The sequence below is a fragment of the Acidilobus sp. genome, from assembly GCF_049973875.1.
Taxonomy (GTDB): Archaea; Thermoproteota; Thermoprotei_A; order Sulfolobales; family Acidilobaceae; genus Acidilobus.
In genome coordinates, this window is sequence record NZ_JBMFJI010000002.1 from 113,968 (window position 1) to 134,529 (window position 20,562).

Genomic DNA, 20,562 nt, shown 5'->3' on the forward strand with positions numbered 1-20,562 from the left:
TGTCACCCGAAGCCCGCCAGCCTGAGTATCTCGTTTACGGTCAGTGGCCTCTCGACTTCCCTGGGCAGGCTGAAGCCCTGCCTGTCGTAGACATACGAGTCCTTCCACCTGGCATACGGATAGATAAGCTCCTTCATGGACTCAGCCCTGGACCTGTACTTTATGACGTCCTCGAAGATCTCCCTTATGACATCCTTCATGTCCTTTTCCCTGTGGAACCCAAGGGAGGGGAGTATCCTGTGCTCTACATCATAAAAGTGCTCTTCCTTTTCAACCCTTGGATTCTCGATCCTCTCGTAGTCAACGTCTATGCCGTACTCCCTGGCGACCTCAGCGACTATCTGGGCCAGGGTCAGCGTATCATAGATCATGTCAAGCTGGTTGACAGTCCTGTACTCACCATCCTTAGGTGGGTTCTCGAGGAGCAGGGTCATTGCGTTGATGCTGTCGTACAGCGACAGGAAGCCTCTGGTCTGCCTTCCCTTGCCGTAGATCAGGAGCTTCCTCAGGAGGACGGCCTGAACCACGTACTTGTTTATCACAGTGCCCCAGGTGGAGTCGAAGTCAAGCCTGGTCTGAAGCCCCTCGGCTATCACGGTTTCATGAGTCCTTGTTCCGAAGACCACGCCCTGCATTATGTCGGTTACCCTGAGGCCGTAGATCTTGTTTGCAAGGAGCAGGTTGTATGTGTCAAAGATCTTGCTGAGGTGGTAAAAGCTCTGGCCCATCCTTGGGAACATGAACTTGTCCTTACGGCCCCCGTACTCTACCTCTATGTCACCTTCGGTTATAGTGATGTTAGGGGTCCCGTACTCTCCCATGGAGCCCATCTTGAGCAGATGGGCGTTGGGCGCGTGCCTTGCCAAGGAGAAGATTATGTTGAGGTTTCCAACAACATTGTTTACCTCTGTGTAGACAGTATGCCTCTGGTCTATCATGCTGAACGGGGCAGACCTCTGGTGAGCCAGGTGAACCACCGCTGAAGGCTTATACTTAGCTATTACCTCGTCGACTCTCTGAGCGTCCCTCACGTCGCCTGGCTCGAATATCAGGTTGTCCCTTCCTGTGTGTTCTTTAAAAGCCTTGAGCCTCTCGGCCATGGTGGCTATGGGGATTATGCTGTCTGAGTTCACAGACTTTACGAGCAGCCTAGTTGACATGTTATCAAATATGACTACATCGTCGCTGGTTCTCATCGCAAGGTGCATCGCAAGGGGCCATCCAATGTAGCCGTCGCCGCCGAAAACTATTATTGGTCCCTTGAGCTGTGACATGGCATTTCACAATTCCTAGTAACGTCATTCCCTCCAAATAAGCGGTTTGTACTCGGAGTACAGTGCGCTCCTTCCAAGGCCTCTGGCTGCATTTAAAGGGAGAGCCCGAAGCCCCTGAGGAAGTAGTCCATTCTACGGAGCTCGCGGTAGAAGTTCATGCCCTTCTCCGTCAGCACTAGGTAGTTACCGTCGTTGCCTCTCTCCTCTATTATAAATCCCTTCTCCTCGAGCTCCGAGAGGTACATAATGAACCTGTCGTAGGGAAGGTTAGCGCTCGAGAGCACGTGTGAGAACCTCGCCCTGCCGTTTTCGTCCGCTATGCTTCTCAGCACGTCGTAGTAGATTTTCAGCCTGCTCCTCGGCGATGACCTGCTCAATACCTGCTCCACCTCAGCAGGAAGATCGCCAGCAACGCGAACGAGACGAACTGAACGAGTTCGCCATAGATGTAGAAGTAGGGGTCCCTGACTGCTGAGGAGTACAGCATTATTACGTGCGACGCCAGCAGGAAGCCGAAGGAGAGCAGGATAAGCCTTGAGACCTTGCTTCCCCCTCTGCTCTCGAGCAGGAGACCCTCAAAGACGACTATTGAGAGGAGGGTTATTGACATAACCTGGGACGAGTCGAACACGAGGTGACCTAAAAGGAAGTACTCCCTGAGCTGCCTCGGCTCAATCACCAGGGCTCCCAGGGCCCCCCAGTAGGCGGCCTTGGTGTAACCTATTGCAAACACCAGGTAGGCCACGTTCTGCAGGAGCAGGTAGGAGACCCCAGCGAGGTAGGTCAGCCTGGCGTCCTCATATATGTTGCCTACGCCTAACCCTAATGACATGCTGAGCCACCCCTGTATTATAAGGCCGATGCCGAGGAGCAGGAACCCAAAGCTTATGTAGTTCAGGGGCGACACCCTTACGGTCCTCTGGTACATGAACGCTATGTAGCTCGTGATCAGCGCCACTACCCCGCTCAGCAGGCTCAGCAGGCCGCCCAGCGTCATGAAGTCCCTAAGTAACATTAGCTGGCCTCCTGCCATGATTTGGCTGTGAGGGCAAGTTTAAAAGTATAAAAATAAACCTGAGGGGGCCGCCCAAGGCTAGGACTGGCCGAGCACCTTAACCTTAGAGATCCTCCTCATTATTTCAAGGAAGTCCTCCTGAGACCTAAGGTAGGCCTCGTCAAGGGGCAGGCTCTGTATAAGGAACCTGTGCGAGACCAGCGCAAGCATGACGTCCCCCGCCCCGGTCCTGTCCTCAAGCAGCTCGTTGCCCTGAGGCGACGGCACGGCAGTGACCTTGCCGCCAACGTAGATCAGCGCCCCGCCAGGCCCCACGGTATAGAGCACGTTGGGGAACTTCCTCGCAAGGGACTCGGCGACGGACTCGCCGGCGTCATCGTTGGAGAGGTGAACCAGAGAAACGTGCTCAGGGCTCAGCCTCTCCCACCACCCGTTGCCCAAGCTCCTTGAGAAGCCCTGCACGTCAACGCTTACTCTCCTGCCCTTAAGCGCGCTGGAGCTCAGCAGCTCCGGGGGCACCTCTGAGTACACTGGGGATATGATTACAAGGTCAGGGTCACACTCCTTAAGGGCGGAGCAAAGGTCGTCAGCCGTGAGCGGGTCAGAGACGCTCTCTATAGTTGACCTCCTGGTCGGCGACTCAGGGTCATAGTAGTGGGCGAAAACATAGCCTTCGCCGCGGCCCTCGCAGCAGAGCCTCCTTATGCCAAGGGACGACTCCAGCTTCACTGTGGGGCTGACCAGGCGGCCGTAGGTTCCCAGCGCGCACACCTCGTATCCAAGGCTCCTAAGGGCGAAGCCGGCGTAAAGGGCGGGCCCGCCGGCCTGAAGCCTGACCACGCCGTTAGGAAGCCTCACCCTGTCGAGCGTTGGGGAGGCTACTACAATCGCCCTCAAGAGGTTTCACCGCCAGCCGAGCATATCTCCCTTATCCCGGTAAACTTGGTCGGGTCCCCCAGGACCACGAGGCCGTCGCCCTCCTTGAGCTTAAAGTCCATGGAGAAGTATGGAGTGAAGACGCCGTTACGCTCCACTAGGACAGGTATGACCCCCTTCGGCAGCTCCCTTAAAGCCATGCCGTCGCACTTGGAGCCCTTCTCAACCTTGAAGAAGCCGATGCCGTAGCCGGCCTGGCGAAGCGCCTTGCTGCTGCCCTCCGTGGACTCCAGCAGAACCCCTCCAAGGTTGCTTGACAGCGCCATGCCTGCCAGGGCCCTCCCTATGAACCTCCTGAGCCTAATTACCTGCGTCGCCCCTGAGTCTAGGAACACGTCGGTCAGGTCCTCGTTGTGTATCATTACCACCGTCCTGACCTTCGGGTTAAGCCTCCTCACCCTAATGAGGGCCGTGAGCGAGTCGGAGTCGCTCTCAAGGGCTATTATTACAACTGCCGCTGACTCTACCCCTGCTGCCCTCAGCTCCCTTTCGCTTGTCGGGTTCCCTATTATAACCCTGTGGTTCTGAAGGCTAGCAGCCAGGGACTCGTTGCTTGTAACCATGATGTACTCAATCCCCATCCTGTCCAGCTCTGCCGCCACCTCAGGCACGTCGCCAAGCACCACCACGTGACCCTTCACGTGCGAAGCCCTCCACCTGGCCCTGGCGTCAGTCCACACGGTCCTCTTAGTTATGGTTGAGACTATACTCATTACTATGGTTGTGTAGGTGGCCACCGATGCTAAGACTAGGACAGTCAGGAACAGCTTTTCGGAGTCCGGCATAGCGTTTATCGACGGGGTGTAGAGGCCTATGGTGGTCACCAGGCCCACGGACGCGTATATTGCAGACACTAGGTCAAGGTGCTGGAAGTACATGAAGACGTAGGCGGTTATGGCGATTATAACGACAAGGGCCACCACCTGCGGCATAAGCCTTGAGAGCACAGAGTAGGGTGCTGAGAGGACCTCAAGCACCTCCTGCAGCAGCCTGCTGCGAGTCCTTACCATTAAGCCCTTGGGCTTAGATGGGACGGCGGCCTTAATAGCCTTGTGCAGGGCTCAGTAGACCGTTGGATCCCTCCTGAGGGCCGACTCCCAGAAGGATATCTCGAACCTGACGCTGTTGACAAAGGCCCTCTGCATCTCAGGCGTCACGCTATACTGGTCAAGCACATCAAGCACAGCCCTCACGCGCGAGTTATAGTCGTCTGAGGCATAGAACTCCCCCAGGCCCTGTAAAGGGGGTCGCTGGAGTGCACAACGTAGCTGCCGACCTCGCTGTAGCCCCACATGCAGGGGGGGCCCACGCCGCCAGGAACTCCGGCCAGCCGAGCGATGCGTAGTAGTTAAGATGCCTCGTATAGGCGTAGCTTGTCAGGTTCATGCCAGTGGAGCTCACCTCGACCTCGCTCATGTTGAGCTCCCTGAAGAGCCTTGAGTGCACCTCGGCCCCGCGCTCAGGGTTTGCAAAGACCGCCAGGAGGACCTTGACTGCCTCTGGCAGGGGCGCCTGAGAGGCCGCCCTTATAACGGCCCTCTGCATCTCCTCCACGTACTTAGAGTCCTGTATCAAGTAGTACCTGAACGCGTCCCTTGGCAAAGTTCCGTCACGGAGCATCTCAACAAACCGGCTCCTCACGTACTGGCTCCACAGGTCCCCAGCCGACTGCCTGAGGACCTCAGAGGCCCTAGCCAAGTTAGGTCCCGCTTACTACTATTAGTGGTAAAATAAAAGCTAGCTTAGGGGCTTCAGTAATCACGGAGGGCCTGACAAGCACGGCTGAGGCCCTCCTGGCGAAGAACATCGTGGCACCGAAGATAATGGCAACTATGGGCACTATGCTCAGTATGGTGGTCTGATACCCGGCGGCCGTCACTATAGCTCCAAGTGCGGCCGGCAGCCCGGAGCCTATTATCATCATTATCGAGAAGAAGTAGCTGTTAGCGGCGTTAAGGCTCCTTGGATCGAAGGTCCTTGATATAGAGATCACGCTGAGCGTGTAGGTGAGCCCATGTGGAATTCCAAGCAGCAGCAGCGCGGCCATGTATACTAAAAGCGTGGGCGATGCCCAGGCCGCTACGAGGCCCAGGAGCGTGAGGCTTGACGAGAGTATCATTAGCCTTACCACGTTATATGGGGGCCTTATGGCCAGTACGAGCCTCCCCAAGAATGACGTTGTGTAGAATAATGAGTATAGCAAGAGCGCTACGGAGTTACTCACGTGGAACCTGTACTCGGCGTAGAGGCCAGCAAAGCTTGTTATGAAGGCGAAGGGCACAGAGTACGTCAGATTATTGAGCGAGGCCGCTATGAACCCGTTGTTGGTGAGTATCGAGGTCACCCTGGGCATACCTGAGCCCTTAGAGGGGCGTCCCTCCTCAGGGAACCTGACCAGGGGGGCCATGACGGCCACAAGGGCGGCTATGGGCTCAAAGAAGATGAAGGAGGCCTTAAGTCCAACGTATTTAACTATAACGGAGTCTATGGCGGGGCCCACGAGTAGGGACGTGCTGAGGGCGAGCGTGTATATGGTCAGAAGCCTCTCCCTTGCCTTGAGGTCCCTTAGGCTCCTGGCAGAGGTCATTATATTAGGCATTATGGGGCCCAGCGCCATGCCGGCTGCCACGGCGAGCACCCAGACGGTCAGGGGGCTTGAGAAGGCGTAGAGCGGGAAGAGCGCCGCATACACTATAGCAGCTGCCACGAAGAACTTTCTCCTGGACGCCGCGGGAAGCCTGGCGTTTATGAAGGTGCTCGAGACGAAGGTGGACCCCATGAAGGCGGTGGCTATAAGTCCCACGGCGAGGCCGTTAAAGTTGAAAAGCCTCTTGACAAGCAGGGGCAGCGTGGTGGCTATCATGTTATTTGAGGCCCTGGCGCCAAATGTTACAAGTATCACTATGGCCGCTATGACCGCGAACGAGTCTCCGCTGCCCTTGGCTGCCTTCATTTAGTTTCACCTTTATCTGTCAGCGCGAGACTTTACATATTATGGCTGGTTACCCATAAATTTTTATCTATAGACCTCAGGTCCCTGACTATGAATTCCTCGAGCACCTTGCCCTCTTCATCAAATCTGACGCCCTCGGATAGCAGGAGCATCCTCTTTACTTCGGGCCCTCCAAAGGCGTAGCCGCCGAGGCTCCTGTCGGACATTATCACCCTGTGGCATGGCACCTCAATGGGCCTTGGGTTTCTCTTGAGCGCCCTGGCCACAGCCCTGGGGGAAACGCCCAGCAGCTCGGCTATGGCCTTGTAGGTGGTCGCTTTGCCTCTCGGTATTGCCTTGACGACCTCGTAGACCCTTTCATCTAGGCTGTTCATGGCCGGCCCTAAGTAATTATTGGGAACTACTTTTAAAAAGGCGTAACTATTAGAGGAAAGCTGAGGAGAGCGGGTTGAGCGAAGACAACATTAAGGCCGCCCAGCTGCTTGGCGCGGCCCTGGGCGCCTTTGTGTCCTCGCTGCTCACCGCCCTTCCGGCGTCGCTGGAGGAGATTGCAAAGCAGGGCGGCCAGGGCGAGGGGCCCTCGAGCCAGATAGCCGGGTGGGCCGTTTCCACCTCGCAGGAGATATCAAGGGTGTTGGACTCAAAGCTGCCCCCTCAGGAGGTTGGCAAGCTGGTCGAGGAGCTGGTGGTGTCCTTCAAGGGGCTTGCCGGTGTTGCCATAGAGCTCTCAAGGACCCTGGGCGACCCGCAGGTGGCCGAGGTCATAAGGAGGACCTCGGAGGGCTTCAAGAAGAGCCTTAACCTCATATCGTCATCCTATTACGACCCCATGGCAATGATAAGGGCCATGTCAGACCCTGACGTGGCCTACGCGGTGGGCGTCATACTTGCTATACTTAAGGCCTTTGGCGTGGCCCTCAGGGTATCCGCGGACAGAGCTGTGGGAGGCTCAAAAACTTAATCTTATGTCAACAGCAAAAACCTTGGGACTTAGAAGGCTGGCGTTAGGCCCGCTTTTAAGCTGGGCCTCTTTTGGCTTCAGTAAGAGCCGTTAGGCCCCTCGTAGTGAATTATCTGCGTCGGACAGCTCTTGGCTGCCGCGTCAACGCAGTCCTGGAATTCGTCCGGCACTTCACCGTGGTTTATGTCGTTGGGGTCGGCCCTCCACTTGGCTATTATCTGGCTCTTGCCGTCCACGTCGCTCATCTCAAAGACGTCCCCGCACAGGCTCACGCAGACCATGTCGGCTATGCAGTTGTCCCTGGGGTCTATCCTGACCTTTATGGTCATTTTTGGTCCCACCTCTCAGTAGTTTTTAGAAAGAAAAAAGCAAGAATATGTACCTAAAAATTAAAAACTAAATGATAACAAAAATATATACAGGTTTATTTATTGCTCATGAAATCAAAGTATCAGTTTTGGCGCGTTCAAGGCCTTCTGGTACCTGGCCTCTACGTCGTCCCAGTTGACCAGGTCCCACCAGCTGTCGACGTACTTGGCCCTGTCGTTCCTGTAGTCTATGTAGTAGGCGTGCTCGAACACGTCAACAGCCAGCAGCGGTATCAGGTTTGTGGTGACGACGTTGTTGTGCTTCTCAACCTGCAGTATCCTCAGGTCGCCGGTGACCGGGTCATATGCAAGTATGGCCCATCCCACCCCCTCAACGTTCTTGGCCGCGTCGCCGAAGAGCTTCTTGAACTTGTCAAAGGAGCCGAAGAACTTGTTTATCGCGTCTCCGATGGCGCCTCCAGGGGTCCCTCCGCCCTTGCCCTTGGGAGCCATGTTAAGCCAGTAGAGCGTGTGCAGTATGTGTCCTCCGTAGTTGAACTCAAAGTCCCTGCTCACGGCCCTCACGTCTATGTCAGTCAGCTGGCCGTTGAGGTACTTCTCAAGCTTGTCAAGCGCAGCGTTGGCGCCGTTGACGTAGCCCAGGTGGTGCTTATCATGGTGGTACCTTAGTGTTTCGGCGCTTATTATTGGCTCAAGTGCGTCATAATTATACGGAAGAGGCGGGAGCTCGTACCTCTTGAGGGAGACCACTCTTCTCGCCCAGGAGCTCGGGGCACTGCTGGAATATAAACTGATGTATGATTATTCACTTAGAAAATCTTTTTAAGAGTAGTTCAGGCATGTAAGATGGCGTGTTTCCGTTCACGCGCCTTATACTAATCCCGTAGACGTCGCTCAGGAGCTCTTCGCTTAAGGCCTCCCTGGGCGAACCAAATGAAACCAGCCTGCCGGACTTCAGCACGGCAACGTTGTCCGCCACGGCGGTATACTCTATGTCGTGCGTGGCCACCACCGCTGAGACCCCGTCCTCCGTAAGCTCCTGCAGCAGCTCAATAACCTTGGTTCTGTTGGTGACGTCTAGGAACGCAGTTGGCTCGTCAAGTATGAGCAGCCTCGGGCCGCGGGACAGGGCAGCGGCCAGGAGCAGGAGCCTCTGCTCGCCGCTGCTCATTGATATGACAGGCCTGTTGGCGAGCCCTTCCAGGCCAAACCTGCCCAGGACCTCAAGGAACCTCTTCTTCCAGAGGCCGTCAGGGGGGCTGTAGTTCATGGCGAGAGCCACGTCGAGGCCCCTGGCCATGGGGTCCAGGGAGGGCTGTGCGGGCACATATGATATGTACCTGCGGTACTCCTCAGGTCTGACCCCGTCAAGCTCGACGGACCCCCTGAACTTTATAAGCCCGGCCAGGGCCCTCAGCAGCGTCGTCTTGCCAGCCCCGTTGGGACCTATTATCATTAGTAGGCCTGAGCCGTGCGTGAAGCTTATGTCCTTCAGTATGTGGGCGCCGTTTATCTCATAGCTGAGGTTTTTTACAGCCACGCTTACCATGAGCCCTCGCTCCTCGACTTTAACAGTATGTAGACCAGGAGGGGGGCCCCAAAGACGCTGGTGACGGCGGTAAGGGGCGCCTCCGAGGGATATATTACAAGCCTTGCAGCTACGTCGCTTAGCACCGTGAGGGTCGCGCCTATAGTGGCTGCCGCCGGAAGCACGGTGGTGAAGTTGCTCCCGTACATGCGCCTTGCGAGCCACGGCGGCACGAGGCCTATGAAGCCAACAGGGCCTGACATGGCTACGACTGCCGACGTCGCGGAGGAGGCCAGCAGGAAGGACAGGGCCCTCACCAGGCTGACGTTGACGCCCAGGCTCCTGGCGACCTCGTCGCCAAGCATGAACGTGTTGACTTTCCTTGCCAGGAGGAGGAGCCCTGCCAGGGACGCCGCCGCCACGGCCGCGGACTTCTCAAGGATGTTAGCCGTCACGAAGGCCACGCTGCCGAACATCCAGTAAAGGGCCCCGGGCAGCCTCGGGCCCAGGTCTATCATGAGGAACATCGTTAGGCCGCTCAACACGTAGGAGGCGGCGACGCCAGATATTAAGAAGGTGGAAGCGCCGCCGCCAGCAAGTGAGGAGACTAAAGTCACTAGGGCAAGCGTCAGGAGCCCCCCAGCCATGGCCGCGGCGTACAGCTCAAGGAAGCCCACGCGGCCCAGGTATATCATGAGCGTGACCCCCAGCAGGGCCCCCGAGGCAACTCCCGCTAGGTAAGGATCAACGAGGGGGTTGCGGAGCGTGTACTGCAGGGACGCCCCAGCTGAGGCCAGGGACACGCCTAAGACTATAGCTGCGGCCGTCGTGGTCAGCCTGTATACTATGATATAAAAGTAGGTGCTAGGTATGTTATGGCTTACCATCAGGTCCACCAGCTGGGGCAGGCCGACCCTGGAGTAGGGGCCTATGGATACCGACGCCAGCGAGGCCATCGCCAGCAGTATCGGGGGCGCCAGCCACCTAAGCCGGCCCGCCCTCAAGGTTCACACCTGGCACTCCCAAGGTTGACGGCGAGATCACGCTTGGCAGGCTGCTTATGTTGAAGGCCTGCGGGTGGAGTATCTCAGCTATGAGCAGGGCCCCGTACGGCACGAGCACGGAGGGTTCGCTCAGGACGCTCTCGTACCAGCCCTCCACCAGGTAAACCCTGCCTGAGGCTATGGCGCTGATGTTCTTGTAGGCCGGCCCTATGGAAGAGTTGAGCCACTGTATAAGGTAGGACTCATTGAAGAGCCCCCCGTTGCTCATCAATATTATCACCTGCGGGTTCGCCTCAAGGAGCTCCTCGGCGGTCACCACTGGCCACCCGCTGCTGTTGGCAAAGGCGTTGACCCCACCGCCAAGTGTTATAAGGTCGTCCTGGAAGGTGCCGCCGCCGGCCACGTAGGTTGGGTTCACCCAGGCTATGATTGCCACCCTGACCTCTGGGAGGCCCTGAAGCCTCGACTCCAGGGAGTCAACTATGGCGGAGTCGTTCTCTACAATGCTGACAGCCTCCTTTACGTGGCCCGTGGCCTCGCCTACCATAATTATGGACTTATACACGTCGCTCAGGGAGCTCGACGAGGGCAGCAGGAGCACGGGTATGCCGTACTGGCTAAGCACAGAGGCTATGTAGTCGTCGTAGCCCCACCCAGCGGCTCCAATGACCAGGTCAGGCCTCAGCGCAAGTATAGCCTCAACGCACGGGGAGCTCCACGTGCTGCCGATGCTGGCCACGGAGCCGTTCTGGTAGAGCCTGTTTATTGTGTAGTTGAAGGGCGGCGGAAGGTACACGAGGCTGTTATTGTCAACTCCGACCAGCTGGCCGGCCGCGCCTACGGCAAGTACGATCTCTGTGGAGGCCGGGTCAAGGGTCACTATCCTGTGAGGCATGGAGGGCACGTAGACCGTCTGGTTGAGCGCGTCAACTATGGCAACGGGGAACCCTATGGTTGCCTCAAGGTTTGAGACCTCGCCCCTTATCTTGGCTATCTGGGAGCTGACGCTAGTGTTAAGCTGTGAGAGCAGCTCCCCAAGGTACTCGCTCTCGTTGGCTAGCCTGCTTGACACCTCACTCATTACCGTGCTGTTTATATTTGACACCGAGGAGCTGATGTCGCTGAGCTTTCTGTTAATCACCTGGACCTGGTACATAGAGTAAGCCGTCAGTCCCACGAGAACCACCATAATTATCAGCGTTGCCGCCAGGAAGGCCGTTGACGCGGACCTCCTCTTGGCGTTTCCCAAGCTCATACGAGATCCCCGGATACCGTATCCAGGCATCTAATTAAAAGCTTTCGTCCTAGCGTGAACGTAAAAGGCCCAGCCCCTGCGAAAAGGAAAAATCCCTTTTTGTTCCCAGCGTGCCCTGGGGGCAATGTGCTGGAAAGTATACGAAGGGCTGTGCTTGAAGTTTCATCAGAGCAGATAAGGGGGGCCTCATGGTCTGCCGAGACGCTCGCCAGGGCCGTCATTGACGACTTCTCGGGCGGCAGGGCGTCGTGCGATAACATGGACAGCATCTCAGGCCTGCTCATATCGGCTAACCCAACGATGGGAAGTATAGACAGCCTCGTGTGGGCGCTAAAGGAGGCGTGCTACAGCGGCAGGACGCTTAAGGATGGGGCCGAGGCCTTCCTTGACTATATGAAGTGGTCAAGGGAGGAGGTCGTCAGGCACGCCGTGGACTTAGTCAAGGGTCAGCCGATAAGCGTCATCACTATAAGTTACAGCAGCAACGTGGTTGACGTCCTGGCGTCTCTACAGAACATGGTCAGGAAGGTCTACGTTCTTGAGAGCCTGCCAGGAGGCGAGGGGAGGAACGCGGCGGCGGAGCTCAGGTCAAGAAGGCTTGACGTGGAGTTAATAGTGGACGCGGCGGCAAGCTCCTACGTGGGACGCGCAGACATGGTCCTTATAGGCGCGGACAACGTAACTTCCGACGGCTGCATATATAATAAGGTGGGCTCCAAGAACCTCGCAATACTTGCCGGTTACTTTGGAAAGCCCGTGATGGCCGTGTTCGAGCCGTACAAGATAACGGAGGACTCCCAGTGCGGGGGCGTCAAGTTGGTGGAGAGGACTTACCAGGCCGACCCTTGGGGCGAGGTGAGCTACAGAGTTTTTGATGAGTTGACCAGGGACCTGGTTGATGCAGTGCTCAGCGTGAGAGGGCTGACAGATAACACCCCCGCTCAGATATCCTCCCTCAGGAGGTCCTTTGAGGAGTGGGTGATGTCAAGGATTGAAGGAAAGCAGCGATGAGGACAGGGAGGCCCCCCTGACGGAGCTGGAGAAGCTCATCCTGGTGCACATATACAAGTACGGGCCTGACAGCCCGTGGTACATGGCCAGGAGGCTCATGGGAGCCAGCGGGTGGGCCCCTAAGTATAGCGAGGACGAGATAGAGCAGGCGTGCAACGACTTGGAGGCTAAGGGGTACCTGACCAGGTTCAAGGGACAGCTTAAGAGGGAAGTGACCTCCTCGGTCAAACCGTGGCTTAAGTTCAAGTCCAGGGAGATGGGCCACAAGCCAAGCGGCGTCTACTACGACTTAACTAAGGCGGGAAGGAAGCTGGCGTCAACGATCTACAAGGCCATGAGACAGCAGGAGGGAACTCATAATATCTGAACGCAAAAGTTGATTCCAATCTATCACGTGTCTGGCTAACAGGATTTAAGGGACCTTCGCCCGTAGTGAGGTCACTCGGGTGCAAGATGGCTGTAAGTAGCCCTTATAATGCAATGCCGCGGCGTCCTGGCCACAGCACGTTGTACTTCCTTTTGCTGTCAGCCTTAGTGGTGGCCATAGTAATACTTGTAGGCTACGTGCTTATAAAGCTGAAACTCATACCGACGGGGTTCGAAGACTACGTCTATGGCGTGCTCGGGCTCATAGCTTCAGTGACTGTGACGCAGCTAATTACAATGGCCCTTAGGAACAGGCTCGCCTCGACCGTGGGCCCCGCCAACGCCTCCTCCGTGGCCTTCATAGTGAGGCTCAGCGGCTATGTGATCGCATTTGTGGTGTTCCTGGCAATAATAAGGGTGGGGGTAACAGAGGCCCTGGCAGCTGGCGGCTTCGCGGGGCTGGTGGTAGGACTTGCCTCGCAGTTCGTCCTCTCTAACATATTTGGGGGCATAGTAATAATACTTACGAGGCCCTTCAAGGTGGGCGACAGGATAACGTTCAGCACGTGGCAGTACGGCCTCATAGTGCCCTCCTACCCGCCCAAGTTCTTCTCAACGGACTACCTGATACCTGGCTACACTGGAGTTGTGCAGGAGATAAACTTGATGTACACAGTTATACTCTCAGATGACAACGTCCCGGTAAAGGTGCCGAACAGCATCATGGCTCAGGCGGCGATATTTGTGCACTCGGACAACGAGGTCAGGAGGGTCAGGACCCGCTACGAGGTCCCCAAGGACCTTGACCCTGAAATTGTCATAGAGGGGCTCAAGAAGGAGCTTTCGGCGCTTCCTATAATGGCCGATGCGCCAACGATAAGGGTCATAGAGACCAGCCAGAGCACCTACGTAATAGCAATAGATGCCAGGTGCAAGACCATGTTTGAGGACGAGGCGCGGCACAACATCCTGATAACAGTGATGAAGACTGTCAAGGCAATCCAGGAGGAGCAGAAGAGGGCTAAGCCAGCTGGCCAGCCTTAGCGGCCCCTCCTCCTGGCCTCCAGGGCGGCTAACATTAGCGCCGAGGCCAACAGGGGTGACCCTATGACGAGGGCCCCAGCGCCGTAGCCGTCCTCTACAAGTGCGGCTATCACGACGCCGCCTAAGAGGCCGCTGAACGCCTTACCGGTGTACATAGCGGCGTTATTTGACATTGAGAAGGCCTCGCCGTAGAGGTCACCGACGATGCTGAAGAACAGCGGTATCTGGGCGCCGTTGAAGAAGCCTACGAGGGAGACCGCGACTACCTTGGCAAGTACAGGGCCATAAAGTGCCAGGGCCGAGGAGGAGGCTATTATTAGGAGTGACGCCAATATGGTCCTGGGCCTTCCCAGCTTATCAGATAAGGCCCCAAGCGCGGGCCTTCCAAGGCCGCTTGACATGGGAAAGAGGGAGGCGGCCACGCCAAAGAGGTACCCCCTGAGGTCCGTCAGCCTCCCCAGCGAGCTTGAGAAGGACACCAGCGGGACCAGGGAGAGAACGAAGGTAACGTAAAGCAGCCACCAGCTGGGTGACCTGACAGTCACTGCCAGATCAACTCCCCTGAGCCCCCTTGGGTACTCTATGAACGATGAGATGGCTGTAAGCGCTGCCAGCTCCACGATCCCTATGGTTAGGCTCACCTCCCTGAAGCTCCTCGAGAGGCCTATGAATGGGTTAGCCACTGCGGCCCCAAGGCCGAAGCCAAGGCTCACGAGCCCAGTGGCCAGGCCCCTCCTGTCAGGGAACCACTTCACCGCGGCGTTTGAGGCTATGCCATAAAGTATCCCCTCGCCCACGCTCCCAGCGCTCCAGAAGGCGTAAAACTCTATCAGGGAAGTCGAGAAGGCCGTGCCCAGGAAGCCCATGGCTGAGAGCAGCGAGGCGAGGGGCGCAATGAGCCTTGGCCCCCTCCTGTCCACGAGGGGGCTGACGGCCAACTGCGAAGCAGTCGAGAATAATGCGAAGAGGGTGAAGGCCACGCTGACCTTAAGGAAGTTTATGTGAAGCCCGGAGGCTATCAGTGGGCTGAGGACGCTCCAGGAGTACTGGTAAAGGGAGTTGAAGGCCATCACTACGAAGCTCATGGCCAGGAGCCCGCTCCTTCTCGTCTTTAGGGCACCTCGCCGGCTGATCTATTTCTCTGGGCCCCTTGGCTGTTTTATCGTTAAGCGCCCGCGAGGCGCGCCGGTAGGCCCTATGTTCAGCATTAAGCATTAAAGGATGCATAAATTACTTACAACGCGCGGGAAGTAGGGTTGAGCGGTGACGTGAATGACATTGAGACTACCATCAGGAGCCTGCTGGGGGTCAACAAGTACGAGGCGGCGGCGTACCTGGCCCTCCTGAAGCTTGGAAAGGCCAAGCCCCAGGACATAGCTAAGGAGTCCTCCGTGCCCTCCCAGAGGATTTATGACGTGCTCAGGAGCCTCGAGTCCATGGGCTTAGTGACGGAGTTTGACGGGGTCTATCAGCCCATTGAGCCGAGGCAGGCCATAAACGCCATAGCAGAGAGCGAGATAATGAAGAGCCTTGAGAAGGCCAATAGGCTGAGGGAGCTCGGGGACCTGCTCTCGAGGACGTACGGGACCAACATTAGGGAGGGGGCCAGGGTGAGCCTGGTGAGGGGCCTGAACAACGTCTTCGGCGCAGCCATGTCCTATGGCAGCTCCTGCAACTCAAGGCCCATATTTATGGCGTTCAAGGTTTTTGACAGGCTCGCTGAGCTGCTCCCAGAGCTTAGGAAGCTGGTGGCCTCCTTGCCATCCGGGGCGCTTGTAATAGTGCCCAAGGGCTCTCTTGAAAGGTACAGGCAGTTGGCCGACGAGTTCAAGAGGCTCGGCATAGAGTTCGTGGAGTCGGAGGCGGCTTTTATAGACCTCATGGTGTCGTGTAACGCCGTGATAATAGGGCTTCCTCACGGCGACGACGCCGTTGCAGTGGTGGTTGTTGATAAGGACTTCTCGGAGGCCATGTACAGGAGGCTCAGCGAGTTCATCTCACGTTAGGCAGGGGCTCCCCTCTCTTAACCGCGTCCACAAGGCCGTCAATGGTGTTCTCGAGGAACCCCTTTATCATGAACTCCTCGCCGTCCGAGAGCAGCGACTTCACGTAATCATCGTTCTTGGCCAGCAGGTCCTCCAGGACGCCGTAGCTGTGGTCGCTGGACCCCTTGATGAGCTTGAGCCAGAGGGCCACCTGGGACTTCGCCCTCTCAAGCCATGTCACAGCGTCATCATGAATACCGAAGTGGGTCGGCGCTATACTCCTTGGTTTCAGTGACGTCATCTTATCTATGCTTTCGATGTACATCATCGGCTTGAAGGGCGGAGGCGTGGTGGGCAGCATGACCTCGCGCCCCTTCACCGTAAATATGACGCCGGCCGAGTCCCCGGTGAAGAGTATGCCGTCAGGTTCCAGCAGTAGGCTCATGTGGTGACTGGCATGTCCCGGGGTGTGTATAACCCTTATCCTTGAGCTGCCAAGCTCCAGGACCTTCCCGTCCTCGGCCGGAAAGACCCTCTCAGGGCTCGCCGCGAGGGGCCTGCCGTAGGTGCGCGGCAGTATTGGGGCAACCTTGAAGGAGGCGTCGTAGAGCTTTGAGGGGTCCACTATGTGGGGCACGCCCCTGGGGTGCGAGAAGACTATTGCCGAGGGGAAGTCCTTCAGCAGGTGGGCGGCCGACCCCGCGTGGTCGAGGTGTACGTGCGTCACTACTATTAGGTCAGGCTTTACGCCCAGGGCCTCGAGGCCGGACCTAAGCTTGTCGTAGGCGCTCTCAGGTCCCGGGTCCACCACGGCCACCTTCTCATCCACTATTATGAAGGACGAGATGTAGCCCCTGAGCTCCCCTGGGCTAACGTCGATAACCTTCACTTCCGTCAGCTCTAATCACCTTAATTCTGGACGAAGCGCCGGGTTAAAGCTGTGAGTAGGGTGTCAGAATCATAATAACGGGCTATATGTATTGGCCAGCTGGCGCGTTTTATCCCTTGCACTTCAGGGGTCCCTGGAAGGGCTTTGCGCGTAGCTGACTATGCCCTAATGGCAGTGATGGCTGTCAGCTTCTCGTCAGCTGCCATTCTAGTTGTGCTTAGCGGCGCGCCGGGGCCCGTGGCCGCCACCTGGAGGCTAATAATATCATCGGCTATTGTGGCGGCCTTGGCGTGGGCCAGGGGCTCCATAAGTTCCCTGCTGAAGCTCTCCAGGAGGGACTTAATTATAGCCTTGGCTGGGGGCCTCTTCCTTGCAATGCACTTCGACCTGTGGATGACGAGCCTACGCTACATAAGCGTGGCCGTCAGCGTGACCCTGGTGGACTCCTACCCAGCGGTCCTTATAGTGGTTGGGGTCGCCTTCTTCAAGGAGAAGTACAGGCCCCTCGAGGTTCTGGGCTCGGCAATAGCCATGGTTGGCGTCGCCCTCCTGTCGCTCTCAGACCCCGGGGGCAGGTTTGCGACTGGCGTGCTGCTGAGCCTGGGAGGCATGGTTGCAATGGTCCTCTACCTCAGCGTCGGTAAGTCGATGAGGACTAGGCTTGACACCTTCAGCTACGTCACTGCAATATACGCGCCGGCCGCGGCCTTCAGCGCTGCGGCGTCGCTGGCCCTGGGCTACAACCTGCTTTACTATAGCGTTAAAACGTGGCTGTGCTTCCTGGGCCTGGCCCTTGTCCCAATGATGGGCGGCCACACGGTGATGAACTACCTTATAGGCAAGAAGAACTTCATAGCGTCAACCATAGCAATGATGGCTGAGCCCGTGGGCTCCGCGGTCCTGGCTTACCTGATACTTGGTCAAAGCATACTTTTCATACAGTGCGTATACATGGCAGTCACGCTTGCAGGCATAGGGCTTGCCGTGGCGCCTCAGGGTTAATACGCTGCAGAGCTCCGCACTTAGTGGGCGGGGCGGAGATTCCATAAACTCCTTATAACTTTTAAGAACACAGCTAACAGAGAAGCGGGGTGAGCCAGCGTGTCAGCCGCACAGGTAAGTACCGAGGAGAAGATTAGGCTTGCCATGACCATTCTGACCACAATAGTAAATGACGCAGGCGTTCCAAGAAACATAAGGAGGGCCGCCGCCACGGCGCTGACCTACCTAAGGGACACCAAGCTGTCGCCTGCGGTGAGGGCAGCCAACGCGGTTGGGGCCCTTGATGAGATAAGTCAGGACCCCAACATGCCCCTCCACGCTAGGACTAAGATATGGCAGGTGCTCACCACACTGGAGACCATAAGGGATTAACACCCGAGTCCTGAGAGGCCCAGCACGAGGTCCATGAGGCGTGGCTCCTCAAGGCCTTCCTCTAACGCCCACTTTTTATCTTCGCTTATTTGTTTATCAAGGCCTGCTATAACCCTAGGCCCCCTCCTCCAGAGCGATGAGATTTCCTTAGCGCCCCTGAGCCCTGGCACTATCAGCGGAAGCCCCGCGTTAACAATGAGGGACGAGGCCTCAACCGAGGCAGGCGACGTGAACCCCCTGACAAGGTAGATAAACGTTGGCCTCACTGATGCCACCAGCCTGGCGATCCACGCTATGGCCTCCTCTAGGTCAAGCACGTCAACGAGGGCCCAGCCCCTCACGGGGGCCCTAAGGGACTCGACGCCTCCGTCAGCTAGTGTGGCCTCCCCTATTACCTTCAGGTCACCCGGCCTCCTCACCTTGGCCGTGGCATCCCTGGCACCCTTAAGGAGGTCCAGCGGGTCAGCTATAGAGGGCCTTCCAGAGGCGACGCTGAGGGTCACCATGGGCCAGTCCTCCACTAGGGCCACGCAGGCGGCCCTGCCGCCGGGGCGCCAGAGGAGGTCGTAGGGTCCCTCGCTGAGCACCGCAGCGTAACCGCTGTCCCTGAGGACTTCCCTGGCTGACGCCGTCTTAGGTCCTATTTAAAGGGGGCCAAGGTAACTTATTTAAGTAGTTTTTACGAACAATCCTCTTATATTTTCCTTATCATAAACCTCCTTCAGGAGGAAAAGAGAGGTGTACACATCTGTGTCCCTACCTGAGGAGGTCCTGGACAGGCCAGGCTCGGAGCTGACTATAACAAGGATATACGAGAGGGCCAGGTACCTGTTCCCTGACCAGGAGATAGTCTACAGGACGAGGAAGGGGGTCTTCAGGTACACGTACTCGGACTTCGCTGAGCGCGTTGAGAGGCTGGCGTCGGCCCTGTCGTCGCTGGGCGTCAAGGGGCTCGACAGGGTCGCCACGATGGACTGGAACACCCACTGGCACCTTGAGGAGTACTACGCGGTCCCAATGATGGGCGCTGTGCTTCACCCGGTCAACGTAAGGCTTGCGCCCCAGGAGATAGTCTATACGATGAACCAGGCCGGGGACACGGTCCTGATAGTTAATGCCGACTTCCTCCAGCTGGCGGAGGCGGTGGTGCCAAACGTCAAGAGCATAAGGCACGTGATAGTTGTTGACGCGGACTCCGTGCCCAGCAAGGTAGGAGGGGCTCAGGCTTACCACTACGAGGACCTGCTTAAGGAGCGCGGCGGCAGGTTCGAGTTCCAAGCCCTCAACGAGAGGAGGCCGGCGTTCATGTTTTACACTAGCGGCACCACGGGCCTCCCCAAGGGGGTGTACCACAGCCACAGGCAGGTGGTCCTGCACGCCTTCTCAATACTGTCATCAGTCGCGGGGTTCGGGGCAGGCCCCAAGGGAATACAGATAACAAGCAGGGACGTGAGCATGATAGTTGTGCCCATGTACCACGTGTACTCCTGGGGCTTCCCGTTCTCATCAATAATGTCAGGGCAGAAGACAGTGCTCCCAGGGAGGTTTGACTCGAAGGCCTACCTTGAACTCATAAAGCAGGAGAAGGTCACCTACTTCGCTGGCGTGCCGACGATTCTCTACATGCTCCTGGCTGACCCAGAGAGCGAGAAGTACGACCTGAGCGGGGTCATATTCATAAACGGCGGCTCGGCGCTGCCCGAGGGGCTGGCCCTCATGGCTGAGAGGAGGGGCATGAAGGTCTTCGTGGGCTATGGCCTCACGGAGACGGCCCCCGTGCTTACGCTAGCGCTCCCGCCTTCAAGGCTTCAAGATAAGCTGAGCGACAGGGAGCTCTTCTATATAAAGTTAAGGACTGGCTACCCAATATTCTTTGTAGACATAGCAGTCGTTGACCAGGACGGGAAGCCTGTGCCAAAGGACGGCAAGACGCTTGGAGAGGTGGTCGTCAGGGCTCCCTGGGTCGCCTATGAGTACTACAAGGACCCGGAGAAGACCGAGGCCGCGTGGAGGGGAGGCTGGTTCCACACGGGCGACCTGGCAGTGTGGTACCCCGACGGCAGCATACTGATCATGGACAGGGAGAAGGACGTGATAAAGAGCGGGGGCGAGTGGATAAGCAGCCTAAGGCTTGAGGACGCAATAAGCCAGCACCCAGGCGTGCTGATGGTCACGGTTATAGGCGCTAAGCACCCCAAGTGGGGCGAGAGGCCTGTCGCCCTGGTGGTTCCAAGGAAGGGCTGGGAGGGCAAGCTTACCACGGAGGAAATAAACAGGTTCCTCACGGAGAACTTCGTCAACAGGGGGGCCATACCAAAGTGGTGGCTTCCCGACAAGGTAATAGAGGTCCAGAACCTGCCACTGACAAGCACCGGGAAAGCCGACAAGAAGGTGCTCCGCGCCCAGTACAGTGATGTTTTAGCAAAGTAAAATGACAAAAGGAACGACAAGCCTCGCCCCTTCCAGGGGCGGGGTGAGGCCTTTTAAGCTCTGGAAGGTCATGGTCGTTTGGCGTGGGGATGCCCCGAGAGGGGCCCTGCTGCGCCTGCGTGTCCCCGCGCCCCTGCTGCATACCCCCGAGCCCCAGGGGGCTGGGGGCGGGGGGCAACCCCCGGCGAGGGGTAGGGGTAACGGGCCT

At 57.4% G+C, this 20,562-nt stretch carries 23 protein-coding genes and 1 pseudogene; 8 read left to right on the plus strand and 16 right to left on the minus strand.

The features are described from left to right. Window positions 1–2: 2 nt before the first annotated feature. From ACP5H1_RS01635 to ACP5H1_RS01670, 8 genes and pseudogenes are all read right to left on the minus strand, one after another. The gene (locus ACP5H1_RS01635) at window positions 3–1,274 is read right to left on the minus strand and encodes an NAD-dependent epimerase/dehydratase family protein (protein WP_427970968.1); all 1,272 of its coding nucleotides are present in this window, start codon (window positions 1,272–1,274) and stop codon (window positions 3–5) included. A gap of 92 nt (window positions 1,275–1,366) precedes the next feature. Then, the gene (locus tag ACP5H1_RS01640; RefSeq protein WP_427970970.1) at window positions 1,367–1,651 is read right to left on the minus strand and encodes a winged helix-turn-helix domain-containing protein; all 285 of its coding nucleotides are present in this window, start codon (window positions 1,649–1,651) and stop codon (window positions 1,367–1,369) included. After that, window positions 1,648–2,307, minus strand: a complete 660-nt coding sequence (locus tag ACP5H1_RS01645; protein ID WP_427970972.1) for a hypothetical protein — start codon at window positions 2,305–2,307, stop codon at window positions 1,648–1,650. Before ACP5H1_RS01645 ends, ACP5H1_RS01640 begins: the two co-directional genes overlap by 4 nt. Before the next feature lie 60 nt (window positions 2,308–2,367). Then, on the minus strand, window positions 2,368–3,186 hold the full coding sequence (locus ACP5H1_RS01650) for a hypothetical protein (RefSeq protein ID WP_427970974.1): 819 nt from the start codon (window positions 3,184–3,186) through the stop codon (window positions 2,368–2,370). After that, window positions 3,183–4,235 carry a potassium channel family protein gene (locus ACP5H1_RS01655; RefSeq protein WP_427970976.1) on the minus strand — a complete coding sequence of 351 codons (1,053 nt, stop codon included), beginning with the start codon at window positions 4,233–4,235 and terminating at the stop codon, window positions 3,183–3,185. The genes ACP5H1_RS01650 and ACP5H1_RS01655 overlap by 4 nt, the downstream gene beginning before the upstream one ends. Window positions 4,236–4,286: 51 nt before the next feature. Beyond that, a pseudogene (locus tag ACP5H1_RS01660) lies at window positions 4,287–4,923 on the minus strand (TenA family protein). A gap of 1 nt (window position 4,924) precedes the next feature. Then, complete coding sequence (locus ACP5H1_RS01665) at window positions 4,925–6,178, minus strand: MFS transporter (protein WP_427970978.1); 1,254 nt, start codon at window positions 6,176–6,178, stop codon at window positions 4,925–4,927. Between the two features lie 32 nt (window positions 6,179–6,210). After that, window positions 6,211–6,552 (minus strand): MGMT family protein, encoded by a 342-nt coding sequence (locus ACP5H1_RS01670; protein ID WP_427970980.1) that lies wholly within the window; start codon window positions 6,550–6,552, stop codon window positions 6,211–6,213. A gap of 74 nt (window positions 6,553–6,626) precedes the next feature. On the opposite strand from ACP5H1_RS01670, the gene ACP5H1_RS01675 reads away from it, so the two are divergent. Further along, window positions 6,627–7,139, plus strand: a complete 513-nt coding sequence (locus ACP5H1_RS01675; RefSeq protein WP_427970982.1) for a DUF1641 domain-containing protein — start codon at window positions 6,627–6,629, stop codon at window positions 7,137–7,139. A gap of 77 nt (window positions 7,140–7,216) precedes the next feature. On the opposite strand, the gene ACP5H1_RS01680 is transcribed toward ACP5H1_RS01675, so the two are convergent. From ACP5H1_RS01680 to ACP5H1_RS01700, 5 genes are all read right to left on the minus strand, one after another. Then, a complete protein-coding gene (locus ACP5H1_RS01680; protein ID WP_013266416.1) occupies window positions 7,217–7,468 on the minus strand; it encodes a ferredoxin in 252 nt (83 codons plus the stop codon). A 114-nt stretch (window positions 7,469–7,582) separates the two neighbouring features. After that, complete coding sequence (locus ACP5H1_RS01685; protein ID WP_427970985.1) at window positions 7,583–8,218, minus strand: superoxide dismutase; 636 nt, start codon at window positions 8,216–8,218, stop codon at window positions 7,583–7,585. A 55-nt stretch (window positions 8,219–8,273) separates the two neighbouring features. After that, on the minus strand, window positions 8,274–9,017 hold the full coding sequence (locus ACP5H1_RS01690) for an ABC transporter ATP-binding protein (protein ID WP_427970987.1): 744 nt from the start codon (window positions 9,015–9,017) through the stop codon (window positions 8,274–8,276). Continuing rightward, window positions 9,011–10,000 carry a FecCD family ABC transporter permease gene (locus ACP5H1_RS01695; RefSeq protein WP_427970988.1) on the minus strand — a complete coding sequence of 330 codons (990 nt, stop codon included), beginning with the start codon at window positions 9,998–10,000 and terminating at the stop codon, window positions 9,011–9,013. The genes ACP5H1_RS01690 and ACP5H1_RS01695 overlap by 7 nt, the downstream gene beginning before the upstream one ends. Continuing rightward, complete coding sequence (locus ACP5H1_RS01700; protein ID WP_427970990.1) at window positions 9,981–11,255, minus strand: ABC transporter substrate-binding protein; 1,275 nt, start codon at window positions 11,253–11,255, stop codon at window positions 9,981–9,983. The genes ACP5H1_RS01695 and ACP5H1_RS01700 overlap by 20 nt, the downstream gene beginning before the upstream one ends. Window positions 11,256–11,381: 126 nt before the next feature. On the opposite strand from ACP5H1_RS01700, the gene ACP5H1_RS01705 reads away from it, so the two are divergent. The 3 genes from ACP5H1_RS01705 (at window position 11,382) to ACP5H1_RS01715 (ending at window position 13,676) form a co-directional block, all read left to right on the plus strand. After that, complete coding sequence (locus ACP5H1_RS01705; RefSeq protein ID WP_427970992.1) at window positions 11,382–12,266, plus strand: hypothetical protein; 885 nt, start codon at window positions 11,382–11,384, stop codon at window positions 12,264–12,266. 16 nt (window positions 12,267–12,282) lie between these two features. Then, window positions 12,283–12,633, plus strand: coding sequence for a hypothetical protein (locus ACP5H1_RS01710; RefSeq protein ID WP_427971029.1), 351 nt, complete (start codon window positions 12,283–12,285; stop codon window positions 12,631–12,633). A 113-nt stretch (window positions 12,634–12,746) separates the two neighbouring features. Then, the gene (locus ACP5H1_RS01715) at window positions 12,747–13,676 is read left to right on the plus strand and encodes a mechanosensitive ion channel family protein (RefSeq protein WP_427971031.1); all 930 of its coding nucleotides are present in this window, start codon (window positions 12,747–12,749) and stop codon (window positions 13,674–13,676) included. On the opposite strand, the gene ACP5H1_RS01720 is transcribed toward ACP5H1_RS01715, so the two are convergent. Next, entirely contained in the window at window positions 13,673–14,761 is a 1,089-nt protein-coding gene (locus ACP5H1_RS01720; protein WP_427970994.1) for an MFS transporter, read from the minus strand. The two genes, ACP5H1_RS01715 and ACP5H1_RS01720, sit on opposite strands and share 4 nt — an antisense overlap. Before the next feature lie 171 nt (window positions 14,762–14,932). On the opposite strand from ACP5H1_RS01720, the gene ACP5H1_RS01725 reads away from it, so the two are divergent. Then, window positions 14,933–15,682: a helix-turn-helix domain-containing protein gene (locus tag ACP5H1_RS01725; protein ID WP_427970996.1), complete on the plus strand. Its 750-nt coding sequence runs from the start codon at window positions 14,933–14,935 to the stop codon at window positions 15,680–15,682. Here the strand turns inward: ACP5H1_RS01725 and ACP5H1_RS01730 are convergent. Continuing rightward, window positions 15,669–16,550: an MBL fold metallo-hydrolase gene (locus ACP5H1_RS01730; protein ID WP_427970998.1), complete on the minus strand. Its 882-nt coding sequence runs from the start codon at window positions 16,548–16,550 to the stop codon at window positions 15,669–15,671. The two genes, ACP5H1_RS01725 and ACP5H1_RS01730, sit on opposite strands and share 14 nt — an antisense overlap. Before the next feature lie 144 nt (window positions 16,551–16,694). On the opposite strand from ACP5H1_RS01730, the gene ACP5H1_RS01735 reads away from it, so the two are divergent. Further along, window positions 16,695–17,552 carry a DMT family transporter gene (locus ACP5H1_RS01735; protein ID WP_427971000.1) on the plus strand — a complete coding sequence of 286 codons (858 nt, stop codon included), beginning with the start codon at window positions 16,695–16,697 and terminating at the stop codon, window positions 17,550–17,552. A gap of 99 nt (window positions 17,553–17,651) precedes the next feature. Beyond that, on the plus strand, window positions 17,652–17,924 hold the full coding sequence (locus ACP5H1_RS01740) for a UPF0147 family protein (RefSeq protein WP_013266428.1): 273 nt from the start codon (window positions 17,652–17,654) through the stop codon (window positions 17,922–17,924). Here ACP5H1_RS01740 and ACP5H1_RS01745 read toward each other — a convergent pair. Next, window positions 17,921–18,511 (minus strand): hypothetical protein, encoded by a 591-nt coding sequence (locus ACP5H1_RS01745; protein ID WP_427971002.1) that lies wholly within the window; start codon window positions 18,509–18,511, stop codon window positions 17,921–17,923. The two genes, ACP5H1_RS01740 and ACP5H1_RS01745, sit on opposite strands and share 4 nt — an antisense overlap. A gap of 163 nt (window positions 18,512–18,674) precedes the next feature. On the opposite strand from ACP5H1_RS01745, the gene ACP5H1_RS01750 reads away from it, so the two are divergent. Continuing rightward, on the plus strand, window positions 18,675–20,354 hold the full coding sequence (locus ACP5H1_RS01750; protein WP_427971004.1) for a long-chain fatty acid--CoA ligase: 1,680 nt from the start codon (window positions 18,675–18,677) through the stop codon (window positions 20,352–20,354). Window positions 20,355–20,562: the final 208 nt, after the last annotated feature.